Origin of the sequence: Vibrio ruber DSM 16370 (assembly GCF_900163965.1) — a bacterium.
Classification (GTDB): Bacteria; Pseudomonadota; Gammaproteobacteria; order Enterobacterales; family Vibrionaceae; genus Vibrio; species Vibrio ruber.
In genome coordinates, this window is sequence record NZ_FULE01000015.1 from 91,895 (window position 1) to 118,421 (window position 26,527).

The 26,527-nt window shown below is 44.6% G+C and carries 26 protein-coding genes; 16 read left to right on the forward strand and 10 right to left on the reverse strand.

Annotated features, from left to right (window positions below; all coding sequences use genetic code 11):
* Positions 1 to 67: 67 nt before the first annotated feature.
* The gene (locus VR7878_RS06025; RefSeq protein WP_077334349.1) at positions 68 to 1,783 is read right to left on the reverse strand and encodes a phospho-sugar mutase; all 1,716 of its coding nucleotides are present in this window, start codon (positions 1,781 to 1,783) and stop codon (positions 68 to 70) included.
* A 352-nt stretch (positions 1,784 to 2,135) separates the two neighbouring features.
* On the opposite strand from VR7878_RS06025, the gene aroG reads away from it, so the two are divergent.
* On the forward strand, positions 2,136 to 3,206 hold the full coding sequence (aroG, locus tag VR7878_RS06030) for a 3-deoxy-7-phosphoheptulonate synthase AroG (protein WP_077334351.1): 1,071 nt from the start codon (positions 2,136 to 2,138) through the stop codon (positions 3,204 to 3,206).
* 100 nt (positions 3,207 to 3,306) lie between these two features.
* Here the strand turns inward: aroG and VR7878_RS06035 are convergent, their stop codons facing one another.
* Positions 3,307 to 4,644, reverse strand: coding sequence for an MATE family efflux transporter (locus tag VR7878_RS06035; RefSeq protein ID WP_077334353.1), 1,338 nt, complete (start codon positions 4,642 to 4,644; stop codon positions 3,307 to 3,309).
* A 429-nt stretch (positions 4,645 to 5,073) separates the two neighbouring features.
* Here VR7878_RS06035 and VR7878_RS06040 point away from each other — a divergent pair, with 429 nt between their 5' ends.
* The 7 genes from VR7878_RS06040 to VR7878_RS06070 all read left to right on the forward strand — a co-directional run bounded on the left by VR7878_RS06040 (position 5,074) and on the right by VR7878_RS06070 (position 11,018).
* On the forward strand, positions 5,074 to 7,434 hold the full coding sequence (locus VR7878_RS06040; RefSeq protein WP_077334355.1) for a Lon protease family protein: 2,361 nt from the start codon (positions 5,074 to 5,076) through the stop codon (positions 7,432 to 7,434).
* A gap of 36 nt (positions 7,435 to 7,470) precedes the next feature.
* A complete protein-coding gene (locus VR7878_RS06045) occupies positions 7,471 to 7,956 on the forward strand; it encodes a GNAT family N-acetyltransferase (protein ID WP_077334357.1) in 486 nt (161 codons plus the stop codon).
* Between the two features lie 102 nt (positions 7,957 to 8,058).
* A complete protein-coding gene (locus VR7878_RS06050; RefSeq protein WP_077334359.1) occupies positions 8,059 to 8,541 on the forward strand; it encodes a GNAT family N-acetyltransferase in 483 nt (160 codons plus the stop codon).
* Between the two features lie 92 nt (positions 8,542 to 8,633).
* Positions 8,634 to 9,188, forward strand: coding sequence for a sugar O-acetyltransferase (locus tag VR7878_RS06055; protein ID WP_077334361.1), 555 nt, complete (start codon positions 8,634 to 8,636; stop codon positions 9,186 to 9,188).
* A gap of 181 nt (positions 9,189 to 9,369) precedes the next feature.
* Positions 9,370 to 9,792 carry a VOC family protein gene (locus VR7878_RS06060; protein WP_077334363.1) on the forward strand — a complete coding sequence of 141 codons (423 nt, stop codon included), beginning with the start codon at positions 9,370 to 9,372 and terminating at the stop codon, positions 9,790 to 9,792.
* A gap of 86 nt (positions 9,793 to 9,878) precedes the next feature.
* A complete protein-coding gene (locus VR7878_RS06065) occupies positions 9,879 to 10,577 on the forward strand; it encodes an aspartate/glutamate racemase family protein (RefSeq protein WP_077334365.1) in 699 nt (232 codons plus the stop codon).
* 18 nt (positions 10,578 to 10,595) lie between these two features.
* Positions 10,596 to 11,018, forward strand: coding sequence for an MAPEG family protein (locus VR7878_RS06070; RefSeq protein WP_077334367.1), 423 nt, complete (start codon positions 10,596 to 10,598; stop codon positions 11,016 to 11,018).
* A 131-nt stretch (positions 11,019 to 11,149) separates the two neighbouring features.
* Here the strand turns inward: VR7878_RS06070 and VR7878_RS06075 are convergent, their stop codons facing one another.
* The 4 genes from VR7878_RS06075 to VR7878_RS06090 all read right to left on the reverse strand — a co-directional run bounded on the left by VR7878_RS06075 (position 11,150) and on the right by VR7878_RS06090 (position 15,248).
* On the reverse strand, positions 11,150 to 12,370 hold the full coding sequence (locus VR7878_RS06075; protein WP_077334369.1) for a glycoside hydrolase family 30 beta sandwich domain-containing protein: 1,221 nt from the start codon (positions 12,368 to 12,370) through the stop codon (positions 11,150 to 11,152).
* Between the two features lie 613 nt (positions 12,371 to 12,983).
* Positions 12,984 to 13,220 (reverse strand): non-oxidative hydroxyarylic acid decarboxylases subunit D, encoded by a 237-nt coding sequence (locus VR7878_RS06080; protein WP_077334371.1) that lies wholly within the window; start codon positions 13,218 to 13,220, stop codon positions 12,984 to 12,986.
* The gene (locus VR7878_RS06085; protein WP_077334373.1) at positions 13,217 to 14,656 is read right to left on the reverse strand and encodes a non-oxidative hydroxyarylic acid decarboxylases subunit C; all 1,440 of its coding nucleotides are present in this window, start codon (positions 14,654 to 14,656) and stop codon (positions 13,217 to 13,219) included. Before VR7878_RS06085 ends, VR7878_RS06080 begins: the two co-directional genes overlap by 4 nt.
* Positions 14,646 to 15,248 carry a non-oxidative hydroxyarylic acid decarboxylases subunit B gene (locus tag VR7878_RS06090; protein ID WP_077334375.1) on the reverse strand — a complete coding sequence of 201 codons (603 nt, stop codon included), beginning with the start codon at positions 15,246 to 15,248 and terminating at the stop codon, positions 14,646 to 14,648. The genes VR7878_RS06085 and VR7878_RS06090 overlap by 11 nt, the downstream gene beginning before the upstream one ends.
* 228 nt (positions 15,249 to 15,476) lie before the next feature.
* Here VR7878_RS06090 and VR7878_RS06095 point away from each other — a divergent pair, with 228 nt between their 5' ends.
* A complete protein-coding gene (locus VR7878_RS06095) occupies positions 15,477 to 15,893 on the forward strand; it encodes a MarR family winged helix-turn-helix transcriptional regulator (RefSeq protein WP_077334377.1) in 417 nt (138 codons plus the stop codon).
* Positions 15,894 to 15,962: 69 nt separating this feature from the next.
* On the opposite strand, the gene VR7878_RS06100 is transcribed toward VR7878_RS06095, so the two are convergent.
* Together VR7878_RS06100 and lpdD are read right to left on the reverse strand one after the other, a co-directional pair.
* The gene (locus VR7878_RS06100) at positions 15,963 to 17,114 is read right to left on the reverse strand and encodes an MFS transporter (RefSeq protein WP_077334403.1); all 1,152 of its coding nucleotides are present in this window, start codon (positions 17,112 to 17,114) and stop codon (positions 15,963 to 15,965) included.
* Positions 17,115 to 17,384: 270 nt separating this feature from the next.
* Complete coding sequence (gene lpdD, locus VR7878_RS06105; RefSeq protein WP_077334379.1) at positions 17,385 to 17,780, reverse strand: prenylated flavin chaperone LpdD; 396 nt, start codon at positions 17,778 to 17,780, stop codon at positions 17,385 to 17,387.
* Between the two features lie 280 nt (positions 17,781 to 18,060).
* Here lpdD and VR7878_RS06110 point away from each other — a divergent pair, with 280 nt between their 5' ends.
* Positions 18,061 to 18,327, forward strand: a complete 267-nt coding sequence (locus VR7878_RS06110; protein ID WP_306345796.1) for a YrhK family protein — start codon at positions 18,061 to 18,063, stop codon at positions 18,325 to 18,327.
* 87 nt (positions 18,328 to 18,414) lie between these two features.
* Here the strand turns inward: VR7878_RS06110 and VR7878_RS06115 are convergent, their stop codons facing one another.
* The gene (locus tag VR7878_RS06115; protein WP_077334383.1) at positions 18,415 to 18,741 is read right to left on the reverse strand and encodes a hypothetical protein; all 327 of its coding nucleotides are present in this window, start codon (positions 18,739 to 18,741) and stop codon (positions 18,415 to 18,417) included.
* A 243-nt stretch (positions 18,742 to 18,984) separates the two neighbouring features.
* On the opposite strand from VR7878_RS06115, the gene VR7878_RS06120 reads away from it, so the two are divergent.
* From VR7878_RS06120 to VR7878_RS06145, 6 genes are all read left to right on the forward strand, one after another.
* Positions 18,985 to 21,849 (forward strand): FAD-binding and (Fe-S)-binding domain-containing protein, encoded by a 2,865-nt coding sequence (locus VR7878_RS06120; RefSeq protein WP_077334385.1) that lies wholly within the window; start codon positions 18,985 to 18,987, stop codon positions 21,847 to 21,849.
* A 324-nt stretch (positions 21,850 to 22,173) separates the two neighbouring features.
* Positions 22,174 to 23,712 carry an amino acid adenylation domain-containing protein gene (locus VR7878_RS06125; RefSeq protein ID WP_077334387.1) on the forward strand — a complete coding sequence of 513 codons (1,539 nt, stop codon included), beginning with the start codon at positions 22,174 to 22,176 and terminating at the stop codon, positions 23,710 to 23,712.
* A gap of 3 nt (positions 23,713 to 23,715) precedes the next feature.
* Positions 23,716 to 23,904, forward strand: a complete 189-nt coding sequence (locus VR7878_RS06130; protein WP_077334389.1) for a phosphopantetheine-binding protein — start codon at positions 23,716 to 23,718, stop codon at positions 23,902 to 23,904.
* Positions 23,905 to 23,983: 79 nt separating this feature from the next.
* Positions 23,984 to 24,931 (forward strand): chlorinating enzyme, encoded by a 948-nt coding sequence (locus tag VR7878_RS06135; RefSeq protein WP_077334391.1) that lies wholly within the window; start codon positions 23,984 to 23,986, stop codon positions 24,929 to 24,931.
* A gap of 11 nt (positions 24,932 to 24,942) precedes the next feature.
* Positions 24,943 to 25,614: an alanyl-tRNA editing protein gene (locus VR7878_RS06140; protein ID WP_077334393.1), complete on the forward strand. Its 672-nt coding sequence runs from the start codon at positions 24,943 to 24,945 to the stop codon at positions 25,612 to 25,614.
* A 3-nt stretch (positions 25,615 to 25,617) separates the two neighbouring features.
* Complete coding sequence (locus tag VR7878_RS06145; RefSeq protein ID WP_205409425.1) at positions 25,618 to 26,331, forward strand: DMT family transporter; 714 nt, start codon at positions 25,618 to 25,620, stop codon at positions 26,329 to 26,331.
* Here VR7878_RS06145 and VR7878_RS06150 read toward each other — a convergent pair.
* The coding region (locus VR7878_RS06150; RefSeq protein WP_139343957.1) for an integrase core domain-containing protein at positions 26,312 to 26,527 on the reverse strand (216 nt) is incomplete at its 5' end. The two genes, VR7878_RS06145 and VR7878_RS06150, sit on opposite strands and share 20 nt — an antisense overlap.

The window sequence follows — 26,527 nt, forward strand, 5'->3', positions numbered from 1 at the left end:
ACAGATAAAACAAGAGCAGCGAATGCTGCTCTTGTTTGTTTACTTGTAATATATCGGCTTAAAAGCGTTATTGCAGATGAATCTGATGTTCGGCTATCAGCATACTCAATTGCTCATCCGCTCGCTGCTGAGCGGCCTCAAACGCTTCATCCGGGATAATCTCCGTCACCAGTTCGTAGTAACATTTCAGTTTTGGTTCTGTACCGGAAGGACGCACAATCACTCTGGCTCCCCCATCTAATTGATACACCAACACATCACTGACCGGTAAATCGATCACTTCAGTCCGCCCGTCAGCCAAATGGCGTTGCGAGGTTTTATAGTCTTCCGTCACGATCACCTGACGTCCGGCAATTGTCTGTGGCGGCTCCGCCCGCAGTGCATCCCCAACCGGGGGAGTCTCCGGTGACAGAGCGATACTTTTCTGGGCAGTGACATACAAGCCATGCTGACGATAAATCGCTTCTAACCGATCCCAGACGGTTTGCCCGTCACGCTTAAGCGCGGTACACATTTGCACAAACGCAAGCAGTGTTGATAAACCATCTTTATCCCACACTTGTGTGCCGATGGTATAACCCAGTGCTTCCTCATAGGCAAATAAGAACGACAGATCATCACGCTGTTGCTGCATGGCAACATTGGTCAGCCATTTGAATCCCGTCAGCGTTTTGAAATAAGTCGCACGATAGTGCCGGGCGATTTTCTCCAACAGACTGGAAGACACAATAGTATTGCCGACCAAAGCTTGTTGCATGTGGCTTCGGCTTAATAAGTAATCCCCAAGCAGGCTACCGACCTGATCACCGGTCAGCATCCGAAACTCACCGGAAGGATGACGAGCCGCAACTGCGAAGCGATCTGCATCCGGGTCGTTGGCACAAGCCAGATCCGCCCCCACTTGTTCCGCCAGTGCAATCACAAGATCCATCGCCCCCGGCTCTTCAGGATTAGGGAACTTAACGGTCGGGAAACGTCCGTCCGGTTCACGCTGCTGTGCAACACTATGGACATGTGAGAATCCGGCTTCCCGCAGTAACGCTTCAGCATAAGGCGCACCGACACCATGCATCGCGGTGTAGGCAATGGTAATATCATCCCCACCGCTTTGCTGCGCACTTGATTGTAATAACGGATGCTGATGTACCGACTGCCGGTAGGCTGAGTAATAATCGTCGCTCAGCCACACGAGACGATGCTCGGCTTCAGCCTCTGTCAGAGACATCGTCTCCAGTGGCTGTTGAGCAGCCTGTTCAATCGCCTGTGCGATCCCTTGATCATGCGGGGGAATAATTTGCGCACCGTTTTCCCAGTACACTTTAAATCCGTTATATTCCGGCGGATTATGACTGGCTGTCACCACCACGCCGGCAGCGGTATTTAGTTGACGAATCCCATAAGCAACCACCGGTGTCGGGGCAACCTGATCGGTGAGATATACCTTAATCCCCAATGCAGCGAGCACTGATGCGGTATCATAGGCAAAATCTCTCGAATCCAACCGGCCGTCATAACCAATGATCACACCGCGTTCTTTAGCCTGATCGACTTGCTGAATCAGATAATGACCTAATCCGGTTGCTGTTTCCTGAATGACCAGACGATTCATCCGATTAGGGCCACAGCCAACTTTGCCACGCAGACCTGCGGTTCCAAAAGCTAAGCGACCATTAAACCGATCTTGCAGTTCTTCCTGATTACCTGCGTCAATCAACGCTTGTAACTCATCTTTCGTTGTCTGATCCGGATCTCTGGCCAGCCAACGGGAAAATTGTTCATTCATCGGAGATACCTTTCCACTATTTTGTGTTACCCACAGTGTATGATAGATCACAGATTATTTGTGAGTACGCAATCGATAAATAATAGAAATCCTTGATCTTATTTCAGTCATAATGAGAGATTGAATAAAATTTATACCTTTCAAGACAACGCTTCAAACACAAGTGTACACTATTTTTTACAAACAACATTTAATGTAAAGATAGCTTTAATATTGCATTCCAATTAAAAAAATGATTGCAACATAATATTGAACCCGATACCTTACGTAGGTTAAGACATCTGAGGGCAGCGTTGCCTTGACAAACGTCCCCTTGACAGATGTGCCGTGATAAGAGAGGAAGAAGAACCGAATGTTTCAGACTGATGATGTAAAAATAAAACGAATTAAAGAACTACTCCCGCCGGTAGCGATTCTTGAAAAATTTCCGGCAACTGACGTTGCTTCTTCAACCACATTTAATGCCCGTAAAGCCATTCATAATATTCTGAATGACAAAGATGACCGTCTCCTCGTGATCATCGGGCCATGTTCTATCCATGATCCGGAAGCGGCAATCGAATATGGCAAGCGGCTGAAAACCATGCGTGACGAGTTAGGTGACAATCTGGAAATCGTCATGCGTGTCTATTTTGAAAAGCCGCGCACAACGGTAGGCTGGAAAGGTCTCATCAATGACCCGTACATGAATGATACCTACAAGATCAATGAAGGCCTGAAAATTGGTCGTAAACTGTTACTCGAGCTGACCAATTTGGGGATGCCGACCGCCAGTGAGTTTCTGGACATGATCACACCACAATATGTTGCCGATTTGATCAGCTGGGGCGCAATCGGGGCGAGAACCACTGAATCACAGGTTCACCGTGAACTGGCTTCCGGTTTATCGTGCCCGGTCGGGTTTAAAAATGGCACCGATGGCAATATCAAAATCGCAGCGGATGCAATTCGCTCGGCTCGGGCATCTCACCACTTCCTCTCTGTGACTAAATTTGGTCATTCCGCGATTGTTGAAACCGCAGGAAACCCGGATTGCCACATCATTTTACGTGGTGGTAAAGAGCCAAATTACAGTGCCAAGCATGTTCAGGAGGTCAAAGATAAACTGACCGCAACCGATCTGCCGCAAAAAGTGATGATTGATTTCAGCCATGCGAACAGCAGTAAGCAGTATCAGCGTCAGATGGTCGTGGCTGAAGATGTTTCAGCACAGCTTGCCAGTGGTGAAGATCACATCTTCGGGGTGATGATCGAATCGCATCTGGTCGAAGGACGTCAGGATCTAATCGATGGGCAAGCTCTCACTTACGGCCAGTCGATTACGGATGCATGTATCGGCTGGCAGGATACCGAGCAAGTGTTACGTCAACTCTCTGCTGCAGTGGAAGCACGCCGCAAAGCAAAAACGTCTGCTTGTGCTTAGCTTAATGTCGTAAATCGTTTCAAACGGTTTGCTTGATAAAAAGAAAACCCCCGCTTAACAACTAAGCTAAGCGGGGTTTTTTTATGTTCACAGGAAGTCATCACCCTTGGGACGATACTTTTTGTTCAATCTGTCGTATTGTTCTCTGATAGATCAACCAAGCACACAGACCGGCAAGTATATTACCAACCATCGCCCCGACATAAATGCCTTTCAGTTCTGCTATCTGAGCACCCAGCCACAGACACGGCAGGAAAAACACAAACAGCCGCAACGCTGACACAACTAACGCTGTGTATGATTTTGCCAATGCATTTTGAATCGACACCATTAACATGCAGATGCCCAGCGGGCCAAGGCTGATGGGAACAAAAATCAGATGCCACCGGAGTAATCGCTGTATCATCTCAGCATCGGCCATCCATACCACAATCGAGCTGGCCAGAAAAAATACCGATACGGCGAGTACCGTCTGAAAAATCAGTACGAATTTTACGGCAATCCTGACCAGATGGCGGATCTCGGTAATTTTTCTCTCCCCCAACATTCTGGCAACCATGGGCGGCATTGCCATCGTGAGGGCTAAAACAGCCACCAGCGAGAAAAATTCAAATCGTGAACCGACCGCCCACGCAGCCACCGGCTCATTGCCGAAAGAAGCCAGAATATGGGTCGCCATCATTGAAGAAATCGGCGGAAGTAACTGACTCACGGTTGCCGGCCCCATAACTTGCGAAATCGACTTCACACTGTCCCGAATATCGAGCCCTTCCCAGTGAAATGACATCCAGTGACGGGAAAGCACTTTCACCGCGACCACGATAATTCCGAGGCCAAATGCGCAGATCGTTGCCAGTGCAGCCCCGTTAATTCCCAGATCGAATGAGAAAATAAAAATCGGATCGAGAATTAAGTTCACCACACTGGTTACCATCATCATCGTTCCGGGGAGAATCGTATTCCCGTTTGCCCGGCAAATACTATACAAAAAATACAAGACCGCTCCGGTCCAGGCACTGATCAGCCAGACAATCCAATATTGATCGATAATGGGAAACACATCAGATGTTGCCCCCAAAAGCGCCAGAATCGGATGACGCAATAAATAGATAAGCAGTGTTAATACCGCCACACTGATACTACCGATGCTGAGGATAAGGCCGCCCAACTGTTTCGCATCCTGTTGTTTACCGGCCCCCAAGACACGCGCAATCACCGATGTCGTGGCAATACCCAGCCCGACCTGCAAGCCAATGATGACCATCTGCATCGGTAATGTGAATCCTTGGGCAGCCAGCGGCAAAACACCCAACTGCGCAATAAAAATACTGTCAACTAACTGGAACCCCATCAGAGAAAGCACACCAAAGACCATTGGCCAAGTCATGGTCAGAAGCTGACGGCCCAGTGATTGCGGAACATCTACCGTTGTCTGCATAAAAATAAAAACTCTTCTCTCGTCAGATAAAATCAAACATCATCGACCCGTGTCACCCGAACATTAGTACCGAATAAGCACCGTATCCGGCCTCGCCGAATCACGCTTATTTTTGTCTGTCAGGTTAAAGGAACTCTAGATTTGCTTAGGATAGCTAAGCGGCATGCCCCGCGCCGCAATCAATACCCGTTCAGATTGAACAAAATTCAACCACGAAAGGTCAACAGCCCCTAGTCTACTGACTCCGTGATAATTATCAAAGCACTCTTTCCTACACTGGCTTCCTGAACACCATCATTTCAGGTTTCGGTGACATTTCATCAGAAACTGCTGCTTATTTGTTCAATCAGATACGAATCAGCGCTAAGTCACTAAAAATGCAAACAATTACATCTACACTGAGTAAAAAAGGAAAGGCGTGAGGGAATCATGGCAATCGAACGACTACAAACACATCAGCTTTATCATGTAGCCAAGCTGGAAAAGCTGTCCAGTAAGTCCACTAAAGATTTACCCCCTATCGATGAGATCGTCGGGCAAGAACGGGCACAAAAAGCGGTTGAATTCGCCATGTCGATTAAAGAGAAAGGGTACAATATTTACGCCATCGGCAGAAACGGACTAGGAAAACGGACGATGGTACTACGCTATCTTAACCGTCACCAACATGAGCCGGATGCCCTGTTCGACTGGTGCTACGTCGCCAATTTTACCGAAAGTCGTACCCCGAAAGTCTTAAAATTACCACGCGGGCTCGGTAATCAGTTACGGCATGATATTGAAAAGCTACTCGAAAAACTGGTGGGCGCGATTCCACTGGCATTCGATAACGAGCTGTATATCGGCCGGGCGGAACAGCTCAAAAATCAGCTCGCCACCAAGCAGCAAACCGAGTTAGAGCAAATTACCAAAGACGCAAAGGAAAAAGGCATCAGTCTGACAATCACCCCGCAAGGCGATTATCAGTTCATTGCCATGAATGGCGATGAGATGCACACCGAATCGACCTTTGAGGCATTAACCAAAGAAGAGCAAACTTACTTCAGTGAGGCCATTGACGAACTGGAAGTCAAACTGCGGAATATGGTTCGCCAACTCTCAGAATGGGAAGAAAGCTACAACGAAAAAATCAAAAAGCTTAATGATGAAGTCACTGGCGAAGTGCTTAATCACTTTATCAAAAAACTCAAAAAGGATTATTCCGGTTATCCAGAAATCAAAACCCATCTTGAAGATCTGCGCAAAGACATTATCGATAATGTCGATATCTTTCTTGAGGAAAGTAGCGAGCAAGGTGAAATAGCGGCAGCCGCGCTGGATAAAAAATTACCCCGCCGCTACAAAGTCAATGTGTTGGTGAGTCATCCGAAAGATTGCTTCCCGATTGTGGTTGAAGAGAACCCGAATTATCACTCGCTGTTCGGTTATATCGAAAACGCTACCTATAAAGGCACTGTATTTACCGACTTTTCACTGATTCGCTCGGGCAGTTTACACCGTGCCAATGGCGGAGTTCTGCTCATGGACGCGATTAAGGTATTGGAACGTCCCTACGTCTGGGACGGTCTCAAACGCGCCTTGCGTTCACGGCAGATCAGCATGACCTCGCTGGAGAGAGAGGTCACATTAAGCGGTGCGATTTCGTTGGATCCCGAACCCATTCCACTGAATGTGAAAATCATTCTGTTCGGCGATTATCGGACATACCAACTGATGACACATTATGATCCGGAGTTCGGAGAGCTCTTCCGGGTCACTGCTGACTTTGAAGATGAAATGCCCCGCAACGCAGATTCCGAACTGCAATATGCACGGTTTATCTCCAGTTTTGTGCACGACAACAACCTCCTGCATTGTGATCGCAAAGCGATTGGTCGCATCATTGAACACAGTTCCCGCATTGCCGGGGATCAAAATAAACTGTCATTACACTCAGCGCATATCGCGAATCTGCTGCGCGAATCGAACTATGTTGCCAAACAGGCCAACGCGAATATGATTCGTCAGGGTCATGTGGACGCAGCACTGCACAACCAAGAACTGCGGGTCAATCGTATCCAGCATAATGTGATGGAAGGGTTTCTCAACGGCACCACACTGATGCAGACCGAAGGAAATGCAGTCGGTCAGGTGAACGCACTGTCAGTGCTCAGCACCACCGATCATATGTTTGGCGTGCCGAATCGCATCACGGCAACCACTTGTTATGGGGAAGGCGATATTATCGATATTGAACGAAGCGTTGATCTCGGTGGCAGTATTCACTCAAAAGGTGTGATGATCCTGACTGCATACCTGCACTCTGTACTCGGGAAAAATGCCAAACTCCCCCTCACGACAACCCTCACATTTGAACAATCCTATGGTGGTGTCGATGGTGACAGTGCCAGTATGGCGGAGTTTTGCGCCATTCTTTCTGCGTTTTCAAAACAGCCAAACCGACAGGATATCGCCATAACCGGCTCAATGAATCAGTTCGGGGAATCGCAACCGATTGGTGGTGTTAATGAGAAAATTGAGGGATTCTTCGATGTCTGTACCATCAAAGGCCGTCACCCGGAACAAGGCGTGATTATCCCTCGCTCCAATGTGCACAACCTGATGTTACGCCATGATATTGTCAATGCGATCGAGAAACAGGAGTTCCATATCTGGGCGATTGACCATGTCACCGAAGCAATCGAAATCTTTACCGGTAAACCCGCCGGTACTGCGACTGAAGACGGCAGTTATCCGATCAATTCGATCTTTGGGATTGCACAGGCAAAACTGAACGCAATGCGTAAATAAAAATGCGTAAATAAAACAGCATAGGGAGTTATTTTTATGCTCAGGGAAATCACAAGAGCAGAGTTTGAATCGTTTTGGCCGACCTTTTCTGCGGTAATTCAGGCGCAGGAAACTTACGCATTCGACCCGAATATGACGCAAGAAGATGCGTTCGTTCTCTGGTGTGAAACACCACTGCAAGCCTATGCTTTTATTGAAAACGAGATAGTGTTGGGCACTTATTATATCAAGCCAAATGCACTAGGGCCGAGTCGCCATATTTGTAATTGTGGGTACATGGTCTCAAGTGCAGCCAGAGGGAAGGGAATTGCCCGTCAAATGTGTGAACATTCACAGCAAAAGGCGCTTGAATTGGGTTTTGACGCGATGCAGTTTAATAACGTTGTCTCTACCAATGACGTTGCTGTCAGACTATGGCAAAAACTCGGTTTTACGATCATCGGTACCATTCCTAAAGCTTATCAGCACGCTCGGCTTGGATTGGTTGATAGCTACATTATGTACAAATGGTTACGGAAATAATCACTCGTTCAAACAGGCAGTTAGGTGTCGTTAATACTCGTATGTATCATATCAATATGGCAAACTCTCGGGTCACCTCCCGTACGATGAATGAAGGTAACGATGAATATACAAACATACTCACCAGAATGGGCCAGAGAGATTGCTGACTTATTTTATCAGTCTGTACATGCAATTGATCCTGCGATTTATACACCTGAGCAAAAAGCAGCCTGGGCACCGGCTCCGGTTAATTATGCGCTTTGGTCCGAGCGACTCAGTATCAAGAAACCATTTGTAGCAATCATCGACAATCATGTGGCCGGCTTTATTGAACTCGATAGTGACGGCCATATTGATTGCACCTATACGCATCCAAATTTTCAGGGAATCGGCGTCGCTTCGTCGCTTTATGAACATTTACTCTCACAAGCAAAAGAAGCCGGTATGACACGCTTATACGTTGAGGCATCACTCATTGCTAAACCGTTCTTTGAACGTCGTGGTTTTACTGTGGTCAAGCAGAATGAAGTGCAGCGTAATGGCGAGTCTCTTATCAATTTTTCAATGGAAATGTATCTCAACCATGATCATCAAGGCGCTTGAAAGTGAGAGTGCTCACACATCGTTGTCGTTCAATCACTGGTATTTTAAAGTAATGTAAGTGACGAAATGCATACTTAAATGGTGATTAGAATATGAATGAATTTGAGAAAATGAACTCAGGCCTGGAATTTGATGCAACCAGTCCCGAATTTGCAAAATTAAGAAATGAAGCATTTGATTTACTGAAAGAAATTAATTCGCGCCAGTTTGAAGCGGGAAAACCTTACGTTGCTAAGCTGCTCAAGCATGTAGGAGAGAATACGGTGGTCTGCCCGCCATTTCTTTGTGAATATGGAAAAAGCATCTCTATCGGTAGCAATACCTACATCAATATGGGCGCAACAATGCTGGATAATGCACCGATCAAAATCGGCAACCATGTGTTAATCGGCCCCAATGCACAATTTTATACCCCGACCCACTCATTAGATCATCAACAGCGTAAAAATTGGGAATTTCAGTGTTTACCGATCATCGTCGAAGATGATGTCTGGATCGGAGGAAATGTCGTGATTTGCCAAGGTGTTACGATCGGTGCACGCTCGGTTGTCGCAGCAGGCGCAGTAGTGACCAAAGATGTTGCACCGGACACTTTAGTGGGGGGCGTACCGGCTCAATTTATCAAAGCGCTGGATAACAACAACTAGTCCGATTGCCCTAATCTGCAAACCTTCTGCTTCTATCTTTCTCTCCGAAAATAGCGATTGACCTCAACTTAACTTGAGGTCTTATGCTGGCCTCAAACAAAAAACGACATCAATCGTGTTCCATAGGGTGGCTATTATCAACGTCAGTTAACACATTCCACACACATATATTGAGGTAATCATGAGCAACGATATTGGTTTTACACATATCGCACTATCAGCGAAGGACATAGACAAAAGCATCCATTTTTACACAACTTATGCAAATATGTCTGTGATGCATGAACGAGTCGATGAAGACATCGATAAGCGAGTCGTCTGGTTATCCGATAAAACCCGACCATTTGTACTGGTGCTGGTGCAGAACAGCGACCCGACGCCTGTGCTTGGTCCGTTTGCCCACCTTGGCGTGGGTTGTCGTGATAAAGATGAAGTGGATCAGCTGTGTCATCAAGCAAGAAAAGAAGGTATTTTAGCCAAAGAGGCTACGGATTCCGGCTATCCTGTCGGGTATTGGGCGTTTATTCGTGATCCGGACGGCCACACGCTTGAGATCTCTTATGGGCAAGAGATTGGTTTGACAGTTGAACAACATCAAGCTTAGCAAAAAATTCAGCCGACTCTCACCACGTCGGCTGATGATCACCATAAAGGTCATAAGTGACTTACAATTAGATAAGGGCATATCACATGAAAACAATTGGTTTATTGGGAGGAATGAGCTGGGAATCGACACTCAGCTATTACAAGGCAATCAACGAATCCGTACAAAATAAATTAGGCGGCCTGCATTCAGCCAAAATCAGTTTATACAGTGTCGATTTTAACGAAATAGAACAGTTACAACACCAAGGCAAGTGGGATGAGACGGCTAAAATACTATCTGACTCGGCTAAATCCGTTGAATCAGGCGGTGCTGATTTCTTGTTGATTTGTACCAACACAATGCACAAAGTTGCCCCGCAAATTGAATCATCAATCTCTATTCCAATACTCCATATTGCTGATGCCACCGCAGAGCAATTACGCATCGACGGTATTCAAAAAGTCGGACTGATCGGCACTCGATTCACAATGGAACAAGATTTCTACAAAAACCGTTTAACTGAAAAATTCGGGATTGAAGTGATTGTGCCAAATTCAGAGCAACAAACCATCATTCATGACATCATTTATCAAGAGCTGTGTTTGGGTGTGATACGTGATGATTCTCGGGCACAATATTTAGACATCATCCACAGTTTATCTGCACAAGGGGCTGAAGCGGTTATTCTCGGATGTACCGAAATCGCATTACTCGTAAAACAAGAACATACGGATGTGACCCTATACGACACCACGGCTATACATGCCGAAGCCGCAGTTTTGCTTGCTTTAAAAAATAGTTGATCATTAACGGGGGAAAATATGAATTCTATCGATCTATATACCGCTTCTTTCTGGGGTATTTTGGTTATGCTGCTCACATGGCTTATCCAAGGGTTAGTCGCTTCAACCTCAAAGGCGTCCCAAAAAGGCGCAGTCCCCGGGAAAATTGATCAATCACTGAGCCATGACTCTTTTGTGTTCAGATCTCACCGAACTTTTATGAACTCGCTGGAAAATCTGCCCATCATGTTGGGAACATCATTTTTAGCGGTTCTCATGGGAGCAAATGTATTTTGGACCGGGGTGTTTATCTGGGTTTTTGCCGGGGCAAGAATTGTACATATGGTGCTCTATTATGCTATTGCCACAGAAACCAGCCCTAGCCCGCGTTCCTATTTCTTTTTACTTGGTCTACTGTCCAATATCTGTTTACTGGTTTTATGTGGGCTCACACTTGTCTGACGCCCTGCTAGGGCTCAAATACTATTAGAGTTCGGATAAGCCGGCAGATAAAAAATGAACCTTGAGGCAATCGTGACTCAAGGTTCATTTTCGAGGTGAGGAACATTCTCCTCACCTTAACTGACACAGCATTACTCAGACACGAATGTCATCACTGCCCAAGGATCCGCATAAGCAGTAAACCGGTTGTTACTTACCGCATATTTACCGCCATAGCTAACATTTTTAGACGCTGAAGTCACATATTTTGTCATGGAACCAACAGTGCCATTTTGTAACGTAAAGTCTAGCTTCTTATGTGAGTTCGTTCTGTTGACGACTGCAACCACAAGCTTGCCAGAACGATTCTTATAAGCCGTCACATAGACATTACTTTCAGGGACTTCTGTTGCAGCAATACGTACATCTCCCGGACGGATGAATTTAGAAAACTGTGACATGATATAACCACGTTTACTGATGTTACCGTCTTCAGTCAAAAAGCCGTAACTCCGACGGAGATACCACCAGATATACGCACTATAGTTAGAAACCATACTTTGATGCAGTTCTAAACCGACATTCATTGCCTTGTCCCAAATATTGGCATTATCAGTGTCGGTATAGTGCTCGGTCATCCACAATTTTTTGCCTTTCTGGAGTGCCAGTGGATAATTTCTTGGTGTAACGCCATATAAATGACCACCAATAATATCAACATGGCTACTCGCAACAGAGTCTTTTAAGATTGGATCAGAAAGTGCAGGATTAAAGCCTAATGATTCTGGTGCTAAAATTTTCAGAGAGGAATCCAGTCGCCAGCCTTGATCATTTAAATAATTGACAAAGTCTGCACCCGACCAGTCACAAGACTCATAATTAGGATGCCAATCCGGCTCATTTTGTATTGATAGTGCATAGATAGGCGTATTTTTACCAGCCATATAATTGGTAAAATCCATTAAGTGATTGGTATATCCCCAATAATGTTCTTTTTTAAGTTTGCCCCCATTATTTACGTCGTTATTGGTCTTCATATAAGCTGGTGGTGACCAAGGTGTTGCCAATAGTTTTGCACCATAAGAATAAGCAATTTGAGCCGTTGGTACTTGTCTGTACCATTGATTTGGATCCGGATCGATTCGCATACGCATAATGGATAAACCCATTTGCCCATCACCATTACCAAATGCTTTGGTGGCTTGTGCTGAGGTTAGATCATTGACCCAACCGGGCGCATTCATCGCACCAAACCCATCAATCTCTTGATATTCAGCATTGAAATTAATGTATACGGCACCAGCAACAGCATTTAAACTCATTGAACTGAGTAATAAAGCCGTTGAAATCCCTAGTAATTTTTTCATCTCCATATTTACCCAACCTTGTTTGTTAGTGTTAAATATTGTACGGCAGATATAGCTGCCTAATTCATTTACTCAACCACACAAAAGATGCCTGACTTAGTAAAATTTAACGAAAACAACTGAAAATTCATCCCAACATCTCTATATTAGGTGGCTGAATCAACTATGCCACCCAACGTAATATATGTAACCTATAAAAATCCAAATATATGACTACTGCCAAGTAATTACACTGTGTTAAATATATTTAATTCAATAAATGACATGTTTATTGTGACGTGCACCATACTGATTTCAAAAATATTAAAATCATTCATTAAAACAATCACACAAAAATTATAAACTATTGAAAAATATATCAAATAATATATTTTAACGAAAAAACATAACACCAAAATTAATTATAAAAACAATTTAAAAAGTTATATTATAAAATTAAAAACTACATTTCCATTTGATTTGTGGCTATTTTTTATTTTCAGTTTCTCGCTAAAGTGCAAGTATTGAAAGAGACACAATTCAGGCTCTGCATATTGTTTGAGAATAGGTTCAGGGAAAGAAAAAGAGAGCATCAATCCGGCTGGGAATGCTCTCTTGGATGTTTTATCCTTTCCGCTATTTACCGTTGATTGACCGGCAGCAATGGTGGGATTTCTGGTAATTGCATCGCGTTATCGATCTCTTCCGGTGTCATTTTAAACGCATCCGGAAAATGCTCGCGGCTCGTTCGTCTGAGCGGCTCTGTAGAACGCCAAGTATAAAGACATCGTTGGCATTGATGTACCGTCCATACATCCGCAACCGGTGATTGAGCAAGCAATGCAATCTCTTCATGAGCACAACGTGGACAAATCATTGTTTACCTTCCTTAGCTTCGTGAAGCATACGCGTTAATTTGGTAACCCATGCTTTCGTTTCAGGCAGATCTTTGACAGGCATACCGTAGTTTCCCCGATTATCCGGTGCGACCGGCGTTGTTGCATCGATAATCAATTTATCCGTAATTCCAGACGGAGATGAGCCGGGATCCAGTTCAAGTACCGACATATTATTCAGTTGTACTAAGTCACCTGCCGGGTTCACTTTTGATGACATCGCCCACATCACTTGTTTTAAATCGAAAGGATCGACATCTTCATCAACCATAATGACCATTTTGACATAACCGAGACCATGAGGCGTGGTCATGGCACGCATCCCGACCGATCTGGCAAATCCCCCGAAACGTTTCTTCGTTGAGATAATCACCAATAAACCGTGTGTGTACATGGCATTCACCGCCTGCACCTCGGGAAACTCCGCTTTGAGTTGTTGATACAAAGGAACACAAGTCGCAGGCCCAATCAGATAGTCAACTTCGGTCCACGGCATACCAAGATATAAGGATTCAAAAATTGGATTGCTCCGGTAAGAGACCTTATCAATTCTGACGACTGTCATTCTCCGCCCACCGGAATAATGGCCGGTAAACTCACCGAATGGCCCTTCGATCTCACGCACACCACACTCAATCACCCCTTCAAGCACGACTTCAGATCCCCAAGGCACATCAAATCCTGTCAACGGGGCCTTCACAATCGGATAAGGTGCTTCTCTGAGTGCGCCCGCCATATCGTATTCGGACTGATCATACTTAAGTGGTGTTGCCCCCATCAAAGTGATGATGGGATCATTCCCCAGCACAATTGCCACCGGTAGGTCTTCTCCCCGCTCCTCAGCTTTATGCAGATGAATCGCAATGTCATGCATCGGTATCGGCTGCAGGCCTAACTTTCTCTTGCCTTTAACTTCCAGCCGATAAATCCCGACATTCTGCTTGTCGAAATCTTCCGGATCGGTCGGATCCCGGGAGACGGTACACGCTTTATCGAGATAGAATCCACCGTCCCCATCGTTAAGCCGGAAAAGCGGCAAAATATCAAACAAATTGATCGCTTCGCCATCAACCGTGTTTTCCGCCCAAGGCGGATTGTCCCGGTATTCCGGCGCGACCGGGAAGTTTTCCCAACGACGAATAAATTCGTCGATCTGTTCTTTCACCGGCGTATTCGGTGGTAACCCCATCGATATCGCGTGATTTGGCCACGAGCCAACCGTATTCATCGCAACTTTGGCATTGGTAAATCCTTCGATATTATCGAACCAAAGCGCCGGAGCACCGTCGCCAATCCTTCCGGTCGCATTTGCAGCAGCAGCAATATCAGGTTCCGCTTTAACCTGTTCAGTGATTCTCAGTAGTTGGCCTTGCGCTTCTAGTGCCTTTAAATAGCTTCTTAAATCATCAAAAATCATTCACGATTTCCTCATCATGTTTTGTTCTGTGAGAAAGACCTTGCCAGCGTTTCGCAAACGGGGCATCCAGACCAAACTGATCCAAAACCCTTGTCACAATATGCTGTTTAATATCCTCGACAGACTCAGGCCGGTTGTACCAAGCCAGCATAGGAGGCACCATAGCGACACCAATTCTGGCAAGCGCGAGCATATTCTCTAAGTGAATCGGATTGAGTGGCATTTCCCGGGGAACAAGCACCAAGCGACGCTGTTCTTTTAAAATGACATCCGCGGCGCGGCCAATCAGGCCATCGGCATATCCGGATCGGATACCGGCCAAGGTCTTCATACTGCAGGGAATAATGATCATCCCATCGGTTTTGAATGAGCCGGATGAAATTGCAGCGGCTTGATCCGCTGAGTGATACGTGACATCCGCCAACAGGCTTACCTCTCTGGCAGTCATCGACGTTTCAAGTTCAATGGTCGTTTTTGCCCAACGCGACATCACAAAATGTGTTTCTACATCCGGAATTTTCTGTAAAGCCTGCAACAGCGTGACCGCCAACGGTGCTCCGGTCGCACCTGTCATTCCAACAATTAGCCTCATACACCCTCAAAATTATCATTGAAAACATTGTTCGTACACGAACAATTTGATTAAACTAAATCTTATATGCACAAAAAGCAATCTTAAAATTTTTAAATCCGTGATCCCGCCGTTCCCTTGAGATAACTTGGGTATATAATTAACAATATGCGTAATACGTAATGAATGGATATTTTGAATGACACAACGCGCCCCTCTTTTCATCACAATCAAGGATAACCAGAACAGATGACTCAGAGATTAGATTCAGCTGTATTTCACTTGATGCGAAAGCTGTTTCAAGAACATACGTCATATTGGCAAGATGCATTACCCCACGTGACAAAACCACAGTTTTCTGTTTTACATGCGATTGCCCAATCACCGGGGATTGAGCAAGTTGATCTTGTGGAAGCAGCCATTACCACCAAAGCAACGCTGGCAGAACTACTGGGCAGAATGGAAAAACGGGGACTGATTCAGCGACAGCATGGCACCCAAGATAAAAGACGCCGTTTTGTCTATTTAACAGCAGAAGGAGAAAAGCTTTACCATGCTTCAATGGAAGTCGTTCAATCGCTCGATATGAAATTTCTCAGTCGGATCTCAGAAACGGATCACCAACAATTATTGCGTATTCTGAATACATTATCCGGCAACCGCTGATTGCTCTCAAAACGTCAAAAGCACTAACAATTTGTCAGTGCTTTACATTTTCGTTTCTGGTGCGAAGTATCAACCGCCGGCAACCCACTGGCGCTTGGTTTTGATGCTGGAAATCAGCATATAGAAACAGGTACTGAGTGAAATCACAAACAGATAACCCAATAATCCCTGATTGCCTTGCATAAACCAGTCTGCCATGATTGGCCCTAATACCGAACCAACACTGTAGCTAAACAACATCACCTGAGTGGCAGACACAATGTAGTTAGCGTCTAACTTGTCACATCCCAGATTGATTGCAATCGGATAGAGTGCAAACGTTGCAACACCGAGCAAAAATAACCCCAGCACCAGCGTCCCCGTGCCTGTGAAAAGAACAGGCAAAACAGATGCACCTGCGCCCACCAGACAAAACATTGCCATCAGGAGTTTACGCCCCAAGAATTTGGACAACCAAGGAATCATCGGCTGAACCGCCATCGCCCCGAGAATTACTAATGCGAGCAAACTACCAAGATGCATGGTCGGAATACCACGATTGGCAAGCTCAACCGGCATCAAACCATAAATTGCACCCAACATCAGGCCAGAAACCAGACACCCGATCAGAGCGGCATGGCTCAGCTTGGTCATCTGTTTCCAAGATAAGCTTGTCGCTTGCTGTGCCGGAGGTTGATCCGTTTCGCCATAAATGAGTACCACTGAAGCGAGCACCAATAGCACAATAATCATTGTGAATGGTATCACACCAGAAACGCCCAACCCGATCCCCAGCTGACCAACTGCAGTCCCACCGTATAAGGCGACCATATAAATACCTAAGCGCTTCGCCCGTTGGGATGCATCACCATGTAATAACCAAGACTCAACCACCACAAAAACACCGGCAACCGCAACCCCGGCGACAAAGCGAGCAGTAAGCCAGACCGATGTGTAAGGCAATGATGGGAGCACCACAATAGAGAGTAGCAAGATCACTAAACACCAGATAAAGGCAAGTCGGTGGCCGAAACGATTCACGAATGGTTCCATCATCATCGCCCCCAGCAACAGACCGGCATAAAAAACGCTGGCAAGCCAGCTGGCAAGCGATTCATCGAGCTCATAATGAGTCAGAATGAGTGGGAGCAAACTCATAAGATAGCCGGACGCAATAGCATATAGCGCCAAAGCGATCACGGGTACCGCAATGCGCTGAGTCGCAACAGGGGAAGTATTCAACTGAATAGCCTCGAAATCAGATGGAACAACAGAAACAGAAGATTTTCGCGGCGAATATCGCGCTAACTCATGCAAAGATAAAATGAAAAATTGTAGTCTTAACGATTAATAATTTTTATCAAACCAACACACAGAATTTTTCATTACTAAGAAAGGAAAAGGCAGTTAAAAACACTGACATCATTGTTTTTATTTGGCATCTACTAGCATAAAATCGATACTGGTAAAAATTATATTTTATATAATCTGACCGAACAATCTCCTGTTAAATCAGGCTTGCAGATGCTCGATTAGTTGATTGACCAGCGTATCGACCATGCCAGAAATCTGCGTCAAATGTTCCGGCCTGGCCTGATCGATATGAATGCCACAGCTGACCGAAACAACACAATTGAGAGCAGAAGCAATCAGCTGAGCCATACGATGCGCAAGCAGATCTTCTTTATGCCCTAACACACACATCACCGATGTCGATGCACTCACCTTCGATGCATCCTGCAGGCTCGTCCGCGGCTGCGCTAATGCTACAGCACCAATATGTGCAGCATCGCCACCATGAATGGTCACCAGTAAGTCACGGCCAACGATCACTGCGACTAACTCAATCACAATCCCGGCAGATTCCCGCTCTAACCGCACAATATGACCCGACGGATATGATGTCATTGATGTCTCCTTCTGTTCGTCGCTGTATTTTCAGTGATAGCTGTCGCTGTCAGCGTCTTTGTGGCGCGCTCGCATCGTAGTCACTATCGAACAGTGTGTAAAGTCTCATCATGCGTATCTGCCAGAAAGAAGCGGTTATCGGAATGGCTCAAAAATAAACCATTATTCAGAGGGGAGTGTTTGTTTTTGTTGTGAAAATGTTACCCTGACAATCAAGATACTCCTGAAGCAATTCAAATTGCTTCAGTCAGCTCAATCAATGCACGGTGGAGGCATAGTGATTAATAAAACCAAGACCAAACTGGATATCAATATCGGTGGCGAACATCTGGTTATCCAGCAACGTTATGAAGCATTGAGTGCTTTTAATGATCTTCTGATTGCGATCTGGTTTCTGATCGGCAGCTTCTTTTTCTTAAACGATTCGTTGGTTGAGAGCGGAACTTGGCTATTTATCGCCGGCAGTGCTCAACTCCTGATCAAACCATTTATCAAACTGACCAGTCTGGTTCATCTGTATCGAATTCAAAATCGCTGCAATGATTAACCCGCAACGATAAAATGACATCGGCTCCCGCGTATTGACGTGGGAGCCGACGATTCAGGATCAACAATCAAAAAAAGATAAGCGGTATTATTTATCTTGATGCTTATCATTACCGGCATCTGGCGTGTCTCCGACCACACCCTGACTCATTTCAGGCGCCTCACCCATCATTTCTTGATCAGTCTTCGGTGTTGTTTGATCGATCGAGCCTTGGCCATTATCCATTGTCTGAACGCCGTCCAGAGTTGCCGGATCAACTGGTACTTGACCTGCATCCATTGTTGCAGAATCACCTTGCTCACTGCTGGTAGTCGTTTTTTCAGTGGCTGCGTTATCATCGTTACATGCCGTTAGGCCAAAAGCAATTGCGGTAGTCAGTAGCATCATGGCAATCGGGTTTGATAGTTTAGACATACTTCTCTCCTGTTTTTCGAACGGCTGTGCGTTCACACATTAAATCAACTGGAAGCCAGTGTAGTGGATTACCCAGAGAAGATTTCAAATTTCAGGTCAAGAGTTCGTACTAATTGTGTAAGAAATCAAACCTTTTCCTGACCTGAAAAACAAACTGTGCAGCAAACAACAGATCGAGAGATTTAAAAACAGCTATATTGATGATTCATGAATCTCCTTATAAAAAATCAAACAGGTCACGCCATGCAATGTCAGTCTTCCTCAAGCCAGCTTTCAGAAATATCAGCACCATACCAATCTCTTGTCACCCGTTTATCCGCCCGCCTTGCTCCCGAATGTATTATCACTCAACCGGAGCAACGATTGGCTTACGGCACCGATGCCAGTTTTTACCGCTTAATCCCACAAGTCGTTTTGCGGTTGAAAAGTATCGATGAGGTGGTACTGACCCTTCACATCTGTCATGAACTCGGTATAGCTCTGACATTTCGAGCCGCTGGAACCAGCCTCTCCGGTCAAGCCGTTTCAGACTCGGTACTGGTTACCCTGACCGATGACTGGCGCAACTATCAGATTTCAGAACAGGGCCATAAAATCAGACTGCAACCCGGTGTGATCGGTGCCGACGCCAATCGCTATCTGGCACCCTATCAACGCAAAATCGGGCCGGATCCTGCGTCAATCAATGCATGTAAAATCGGAGGAATCGCAGCCAACAATGCCAGCGGCATGTGCTGTGGTACCGCACAGAACTCGTATCAGACCGTCGCAGATATCCACATTATTTTAGCGAACGGAAGTACACTCAATACAGCCGACCCGAAGAGTGTTGAGACATTCAAACAGCAAAACCCCGCGCTGATCAGCGGGATTCAGACACTCTGTCAACAAACACAGGCAAACCGCCAGCTGACTGATTTGATTCGGCATAAATACCGCCTGAAAAATACCACTGGCTATGCACTCAATGCCCTGATTGACTATAGCGACCCGATTGACGTGATTAAACATTTGATGATTGGCTCTGAAGGCACATTAGGTTTCATTGCCGAGATCACTTACCACACAGTCGCAGAACATCCGTTCAAAGCTTCAGCGCTGCTGGTCTTTTCTGACATAGACCAAGCCAGTCAGGCTGTCACAACCCTCAAACAGACTCCGGTCGCTGCCGTGGAAATGATGGATGGGCGCTCACTCCGGGCGATTGCCGATAAACCGGGTATGCCGGGTTTTATTGCGACACTGGATGAACACGCAACAGCGTTGCTGATTGAGTCTCATGCTCACAATGATTTGCAACTCACAACGCAATGTGAGCAGATCATGCAGCAACTGGCGACTTATTCAATTCTGGAGTCCGTCCCATTTACCACGGATCAGCAAACGGTGACCACACTCTGGGGAATCCGTAAAGGCCTGTTCCCAGCGGTCGGTGCAGTGCGTGAAACCGGAACAACGGTCATTATTGAAGATGTAGCCTTTCCGATTGAACATCTGGCAGGCGGTGTGCGTGACTTGCAAACGCTGTTTCACAAACATCACTACCATGAGGCGATTATTTTCGGTCATGCGCTGGAGGGCAATTTACATTTTGTCTTTACACAGGGCTTTGAAGCGCCGGAAGAGATAGCTCGATATAGTGCATTTATGGATGATGTCGCCCAACTGGTTGCGGTCAAGTATGGCGGCTCCCTGAAAGCAGAACACGGAACCGGGAGAAATATGGCTCCTTATGTTGAACTGGAGTGGGGTGAAGCCGGCTATGCACTGATGCAGCAAATTAAAACGCTGTTTGATCCGGACGGCAGGCTCAACCCCGGGGTGATTCTCAACTCTGACCCGCAAGCACATGTTCAGCATCTCAAACCGATGCCACCAGCCAATCCACTGGTTGATCACTGTATTGAATGTGGCTTTTGTGAGGCGGTATGCCCCTCCCGCACACTGACCCTCTCTCCTCGCCAAAGGATTGTGCTGTACCGGGAATTACAACATCGTCGTACCCTGAAGAAAGACAGCCCTGATGTTCGAGCGTTAGAACAGGTCTTTGAATATCAAGGCATCGATACCTGTGCCGCAACCGGCTTGTGTGCAACGCGCTGCCCGGTCGGGATCAATACCGGCGATTTAGTCAAACAACTGAGAACTGACAAATATCAGCGCTATGATGCAATTGCCCGCTGGACGACAAACCATTTCGCCACCACAACGCAACTTGCCAGAACCGGACTCAAACTCAATGCATCGGCAACACGCCTGCTCGGAGCAAAGCGGATGCAGCACTGGAATCAGCGCTTACGTCACCATATACAAATACCACAGTGGTTACCCGAGATCCCGGCTCCAAACCGTGATGTGCTGACAAAACACAACGGGTATTCCGCTGTCAAAAAAGTTGTCTACTTTCCTTCCTGCGCGAGCCGGGCGATGGGGGTTACGCCACAGGGCACAGATCAGCGATCGCTCACTGAAGTCACCCGTCGGTTACTCAATAAAGCAGGATTTGAAGTTATTCTCCCGGAGCATTTAAACGAACAGTGTTGTGGAATGCCTTATGACAGTAAAGGGATGACACCACACGCACAACACAAAGCACATCAGTTAGAGCAGGTTTTACTCGACGCCTCTGAACAAGGCCGCTATCCGATTTTGATAGACACCAGCCCATGTGTTCAGCGGCTGAAAACTGAATTGAATTCAACCATACAACTTTATGAACCGGCAGAATTTGTCAGTCGCTACCTGTTAGAATCGCTGACCATAACCCCGGCAGAAGAAACCATTCTGCTGCACATTACCTGTAGTGCCCGAAAAATGGGCTTAGAAGATGTGATGTTAAAACTGGCGCGAGCCTGTGCCCGTGAAGTTATCGTCCCCGAGCATATTCAGTGTTGCGGCTGGGCCGGTGATAAAGGTTTCACCACACCGGAGTTGAATCAGGCAGCATTACAACCGTTGAAAAATCAGATCCCGCCGGATTGTAAACGCGGCTTCAGCCATAGTCTGACCTGTGAGATCGGTCTTTCGCACCACAGCGGGATTCCTTATCAATCCATTCTATATCTGGTGGATGAAGTGTCCGGAAAGCGTAGCACTAAAGAAAAGTAAAACAGGGCTCTGAACCTACATATTAACAAGATTCTGGATTCAGAGCTCTCTCATATAACTATCTAACAGAAAACTCACAATTTTACCCCCAAGACAAACAACCGTTCGAAAACAGAAACAAATCAAATAATATACCCACATCAACAACCCAATAAAAATCAATCAAAAACCCAACTAAAATCAAAATTATCACTAAAAAAACCCAAAAAACCAACAAAAATCAAATTTTAAAAAATAAAAAAACCACTCCCAAAAAAACAATTGTTCACTTAAAGAAAACATATAAACTTTATTTCGAACAAACCAAAGAATGGATGATAGGAAATGCTTCAAACACTTTTACCTGAAATAAAACCGAAGACACTATTAAGCCGTTTCTTTGACGTGGCACAAACATATCCAAACCGAATTGCTCTTCAAGATGATAAAAAAAGAGTCTCTTATGGAGAATTACAAAGCTGGATCGATAACATTGCTTCAGTGTTATCAGAATATCAGGTAAAGGAAGGAGATTTTGTTGCCGTTGCAGTCACTCCTAGTATGGAGTTATTAGCAGCTTTACTCGCTGTTCAATATACTGGGGCAGCGTACGTCCCTATTGATACTAAGGCTCCTAAAGATCGGAACCTACTTATCTTAAACGACGCAAATCCCGTTTTGATTCTTGGAGATACAACTACACCAAACTATGAAGGATTCAGCCAGCATAACGTTCATCATCTCATAAAAGAAAAGTCAGCACTTCCTACAGCTCCTATGGTAAATCGCGCCAGTGAAGAAGGAGTTGCTTATGTTATCTATACATCCGGTACAACAGGTAAACCCAAAGGCGTTCCTATCACTCATAAGAATTTACAAGCTCTTTTCACTGCAACCGAACAATTTTTCACTTTCAACGAACAAGATATTGGCTTGCTTTACCATTCCTTTGCTTTTGATTTTTCGGTTTGGGAGATATGGTCGATGCTGGGCTATGGCGGAAAGCTGATTATTCCTTCAGAAGAAACCCGAGTTATGCCAGAAAAATTGGCAAAACTAATTGCACATGAAAAAATAACAATTTTAAATCAAACGCCCACAGCATTCTCAGTTAATGCAAGCAGCCTTTGCAATTATTATTCTGAAAGCTTGGCATTACGTTTCATTGTTTTTGGTGGTGAGCGGCTTAATTTTCAGGCTCTAGAAAAATGGAACCGACATTTTGGATTACAATCACCACAACTCGTTAATATGTATGGAATTACGGAAACCACGGTTCATGCCAGCTTACATGTGGTTAATCAAAATGATTTAGAAAATATCGAGTCAAACATTGGTAAATTATTACCTCATTTTGATTACATTATCCGCCCCTTCGGTGATGAGGAGCCTGATGAACATAGTGGAGAACTTTTACTCTCAGGACCTCAGATAACTCATGGTTACTTGAATATCAGTCATGAAGAGTGTAGTAAGTTTATATGGCTGGATAAAGATGGTATTTCCCGTTGTTATTATTGTTCTGGTGATATTGTACGTCATAATAAGAATAATGAATTGATTTTCTTAGGGCGACGAGATCATCAGACAAAAATCAACGGATACCGAATAGAAATTGGTGAAATAGAATCCGTACTATCCAAACAAAGTAATATCCATGAAATATGTGTTGTTAATGCACAGTCTCCTATTTTTGGCCATCACCTGATTTGTTTTTATACCACTATAGAATCAGCTGATGTAGCAACCAAACAATTAAAAGCTCACGCCAAGGCAGCATTACCGGTCTACATGCGCCCAGTTCGTTATCGAAAAATCGGGATTATTCCTAAAACTGTCAACGGAAAAGTTGATAAAAAAGCAATGCTCAACATGATGGAGTAGTTTATGAAAAATATGAATACGGCTTCAATTCAGGGTAACCAAAATAAAAGTTCCGCCTTAGAACACTATATTTCTTGGCTTTCAGAAATATTGGAACAATCTGTTTCACCTGATGATAACTTTCTCGATATTGGTGGGCATTCCATGATTGCTATATCGCTCAATGAGCGGATAAAAAAGAATTTGATTTAGTGTTATCTATGAAAAACCTATACAACACTTCGCTGAAAAATACCTTTTCTTCAGCCCAATAATATTAAAGGATAAATAAATGGATAGTGTGTTAAATCTCACGGAAGAACAACTAGAAAGTTTTCGTAAAAATGGTTATATCGGGCCATTAACAATTTATTCCCCAGAAGAAATGACAGAGCTTTGGAATAATATTCGTCGTCAGCTACCTGATCGTTCCCATGCTGCATATCCATCAGATTCTTACGGAGCAGCAACAAATATCTCTAATTACGATCGTCATTTAGATATAGATTTGCTTAGCAAACATGTCACAAATCCTCGCATTGTTGCCCCAGTATCAAGCATTTTAGGTGAAGATGTACTGTGCTGGCGAACCGAATTTTTCCCGAAATATCCTGGTGATGAAGGAACCGATTGGCATCAAGCAGATACATTTGCAAATGCGAGCGGTAAACCTCAAATTCTCTGGCCTGGGGAAACAGAAGATAGCTTCGGCAAAGGAACACTAACCGTTTGGACAGCGTTTACTGATGCAACAATAGAAAATGGATGTCTGGAGATCATGCCAGGTACTCATAACCAGCTAAATTATGATGAGTCTAAATCGATGGGCTATCAGGAAGATATTATCAACGGCATAGAAAAGTCTGGAAAAAACAGAGGTTTTTTTGGCTATGACTACAGAGAATTACAAATTGATCCAAATTGGAGCCCAGACGAAAATCAAGCCGTTCCCCTAGAAATGAAAGCAGGGCAGTGTGTTATTTTCTGGTCAACTCTCATGCATGCATCCTATCCGAATACCTCTACAAAAAATTACAGAATGGGGTTTGCTACACGCTACGCGCCAAGTGAAGTCGAAATATATCCCAATACAGATGTCGTCCATGAGTATGGCGGCACTATTCCGCTCGATAATTTTGGATGCGTTATTGTCTCAGGCAAGAACCAAAATGATCGAAATCGTGTTGTAACACATAATTTGTTGGGATCCCCTTTTCAAAAACTAGCAACATCAGAGTAATTGGAGTATTCATGAAGCAGATACAATCTTATTTAGATGATACATATCTCTTCCACTCATCCAGCGAAATCATAGCGAATGGCAGTGATGATAATGGCCAATGGATTATGTTGAGAGATAATATATTCCACCCTCAGGGAGGGGGACAGCCTGCAGATATCGGATGGGTGAATGAAATACCGGTCAAAGTTCGTCGTCATCTATCCGGACATATTCTTCTTTATCCAGAATCCCTAATCCAGCCCGATGTAAATAAGGAAGTTCATTCCAAATTAAGTATCAAAGATCGACTCAATCATGCTGCTTTACATACTGCTGGCCATTTATTGAACTGGGAAATGCGACAATATGGCTGGATAGCTGTTGCTGGACATCATTTTCCTGGACAATCTCGCGTTGAGTTCACTGCAATGGGAAGCTCTGCGATAACAACCGATCAATTGCCACTAGAGGATATAACGTTAAAGATACAGTCTAGTATGGAAAAAGGTGGAGAAGTGAAGACGTGGTTCGATGGTGATACTCGTTTTTGCTTGATCGAAAATACAGAAAACATGCCATGTGCGGGAACACATGTTGATAATCTCAATAAGATTACCAATTTTCAGATAAAATCGGTTAAATACAAAAAAAATACCTTACGTATTAGTTATGATGCTGCTCATCTCGAACTAGGGGAATAAATAATGTCTCATGAGGTTTTACGTCAACCACGCTCTCAACTCTGGCTATTAGACTTGGGAATCATAGGTATCGCTCTATCATGGGGTGCAAGTTACTCGTTGATGCAATTAATTATTCAGGCTGGCGTTGCTGTACCTCTATTTCTAATGCTTCGTTTTGCATTAGCGGTTCCCTTTATGTTTATTGGCACTCGTATTCGTTTTAGCAGTTTCACACGAGGAGAGGTTATTAATGGTATTATTTTTGGTGTTTTACTATATACCATCCTGACATTTGAAACTTTGGGTGTAAAATATACGACAGCTGCTAATGCTGGATTTTTAATTGCTCTTTCAGTCATTCTTGTTCCTTTTTTTGAACGAATCTTAGGAAAACGACGGCAAAGTGGTTTTATCTGGTTTTCCTGTTTTATTTCCCTAATCGGAGGAGGTTTAATCAGTCTATCAGGTAGTGAAAGGTTAGGATTCAATCTTGGTGACACATTTATTTTACTGGCAGCCTTTATTCGTGGTTTCCAAATTTACCTATTTGGTCAAAAAACTTCTGGAAAGTCTTGGTCTCTAGTCAATATAACATTAATCGAGTTAGTGACAGTTGCCATATTAGGGCTCATCTATATGCTTTTCCAATCTTGGGAATCATTAATGTTTATTCCTAAAATACCACTTAAAATATGGGGTGACCTGCCCCCAAGAATTAATCCAAAATTTCATTAGTAATGCTTATTAAATCACCATTGTTCGTTACTGTTCTTGTGGTTGCTGCAAACTCAGATGGAGTCAGATAATCCAGTGCTGAGTGAGGACGATTTTCATTGTAATCCATACGCCAGCTACTGATGAGTTCACGAGCATGACTCAGATCCCGAAACCAATGTTCGTTTAAACATTCATCGCGGAACTTTCCGTTAAA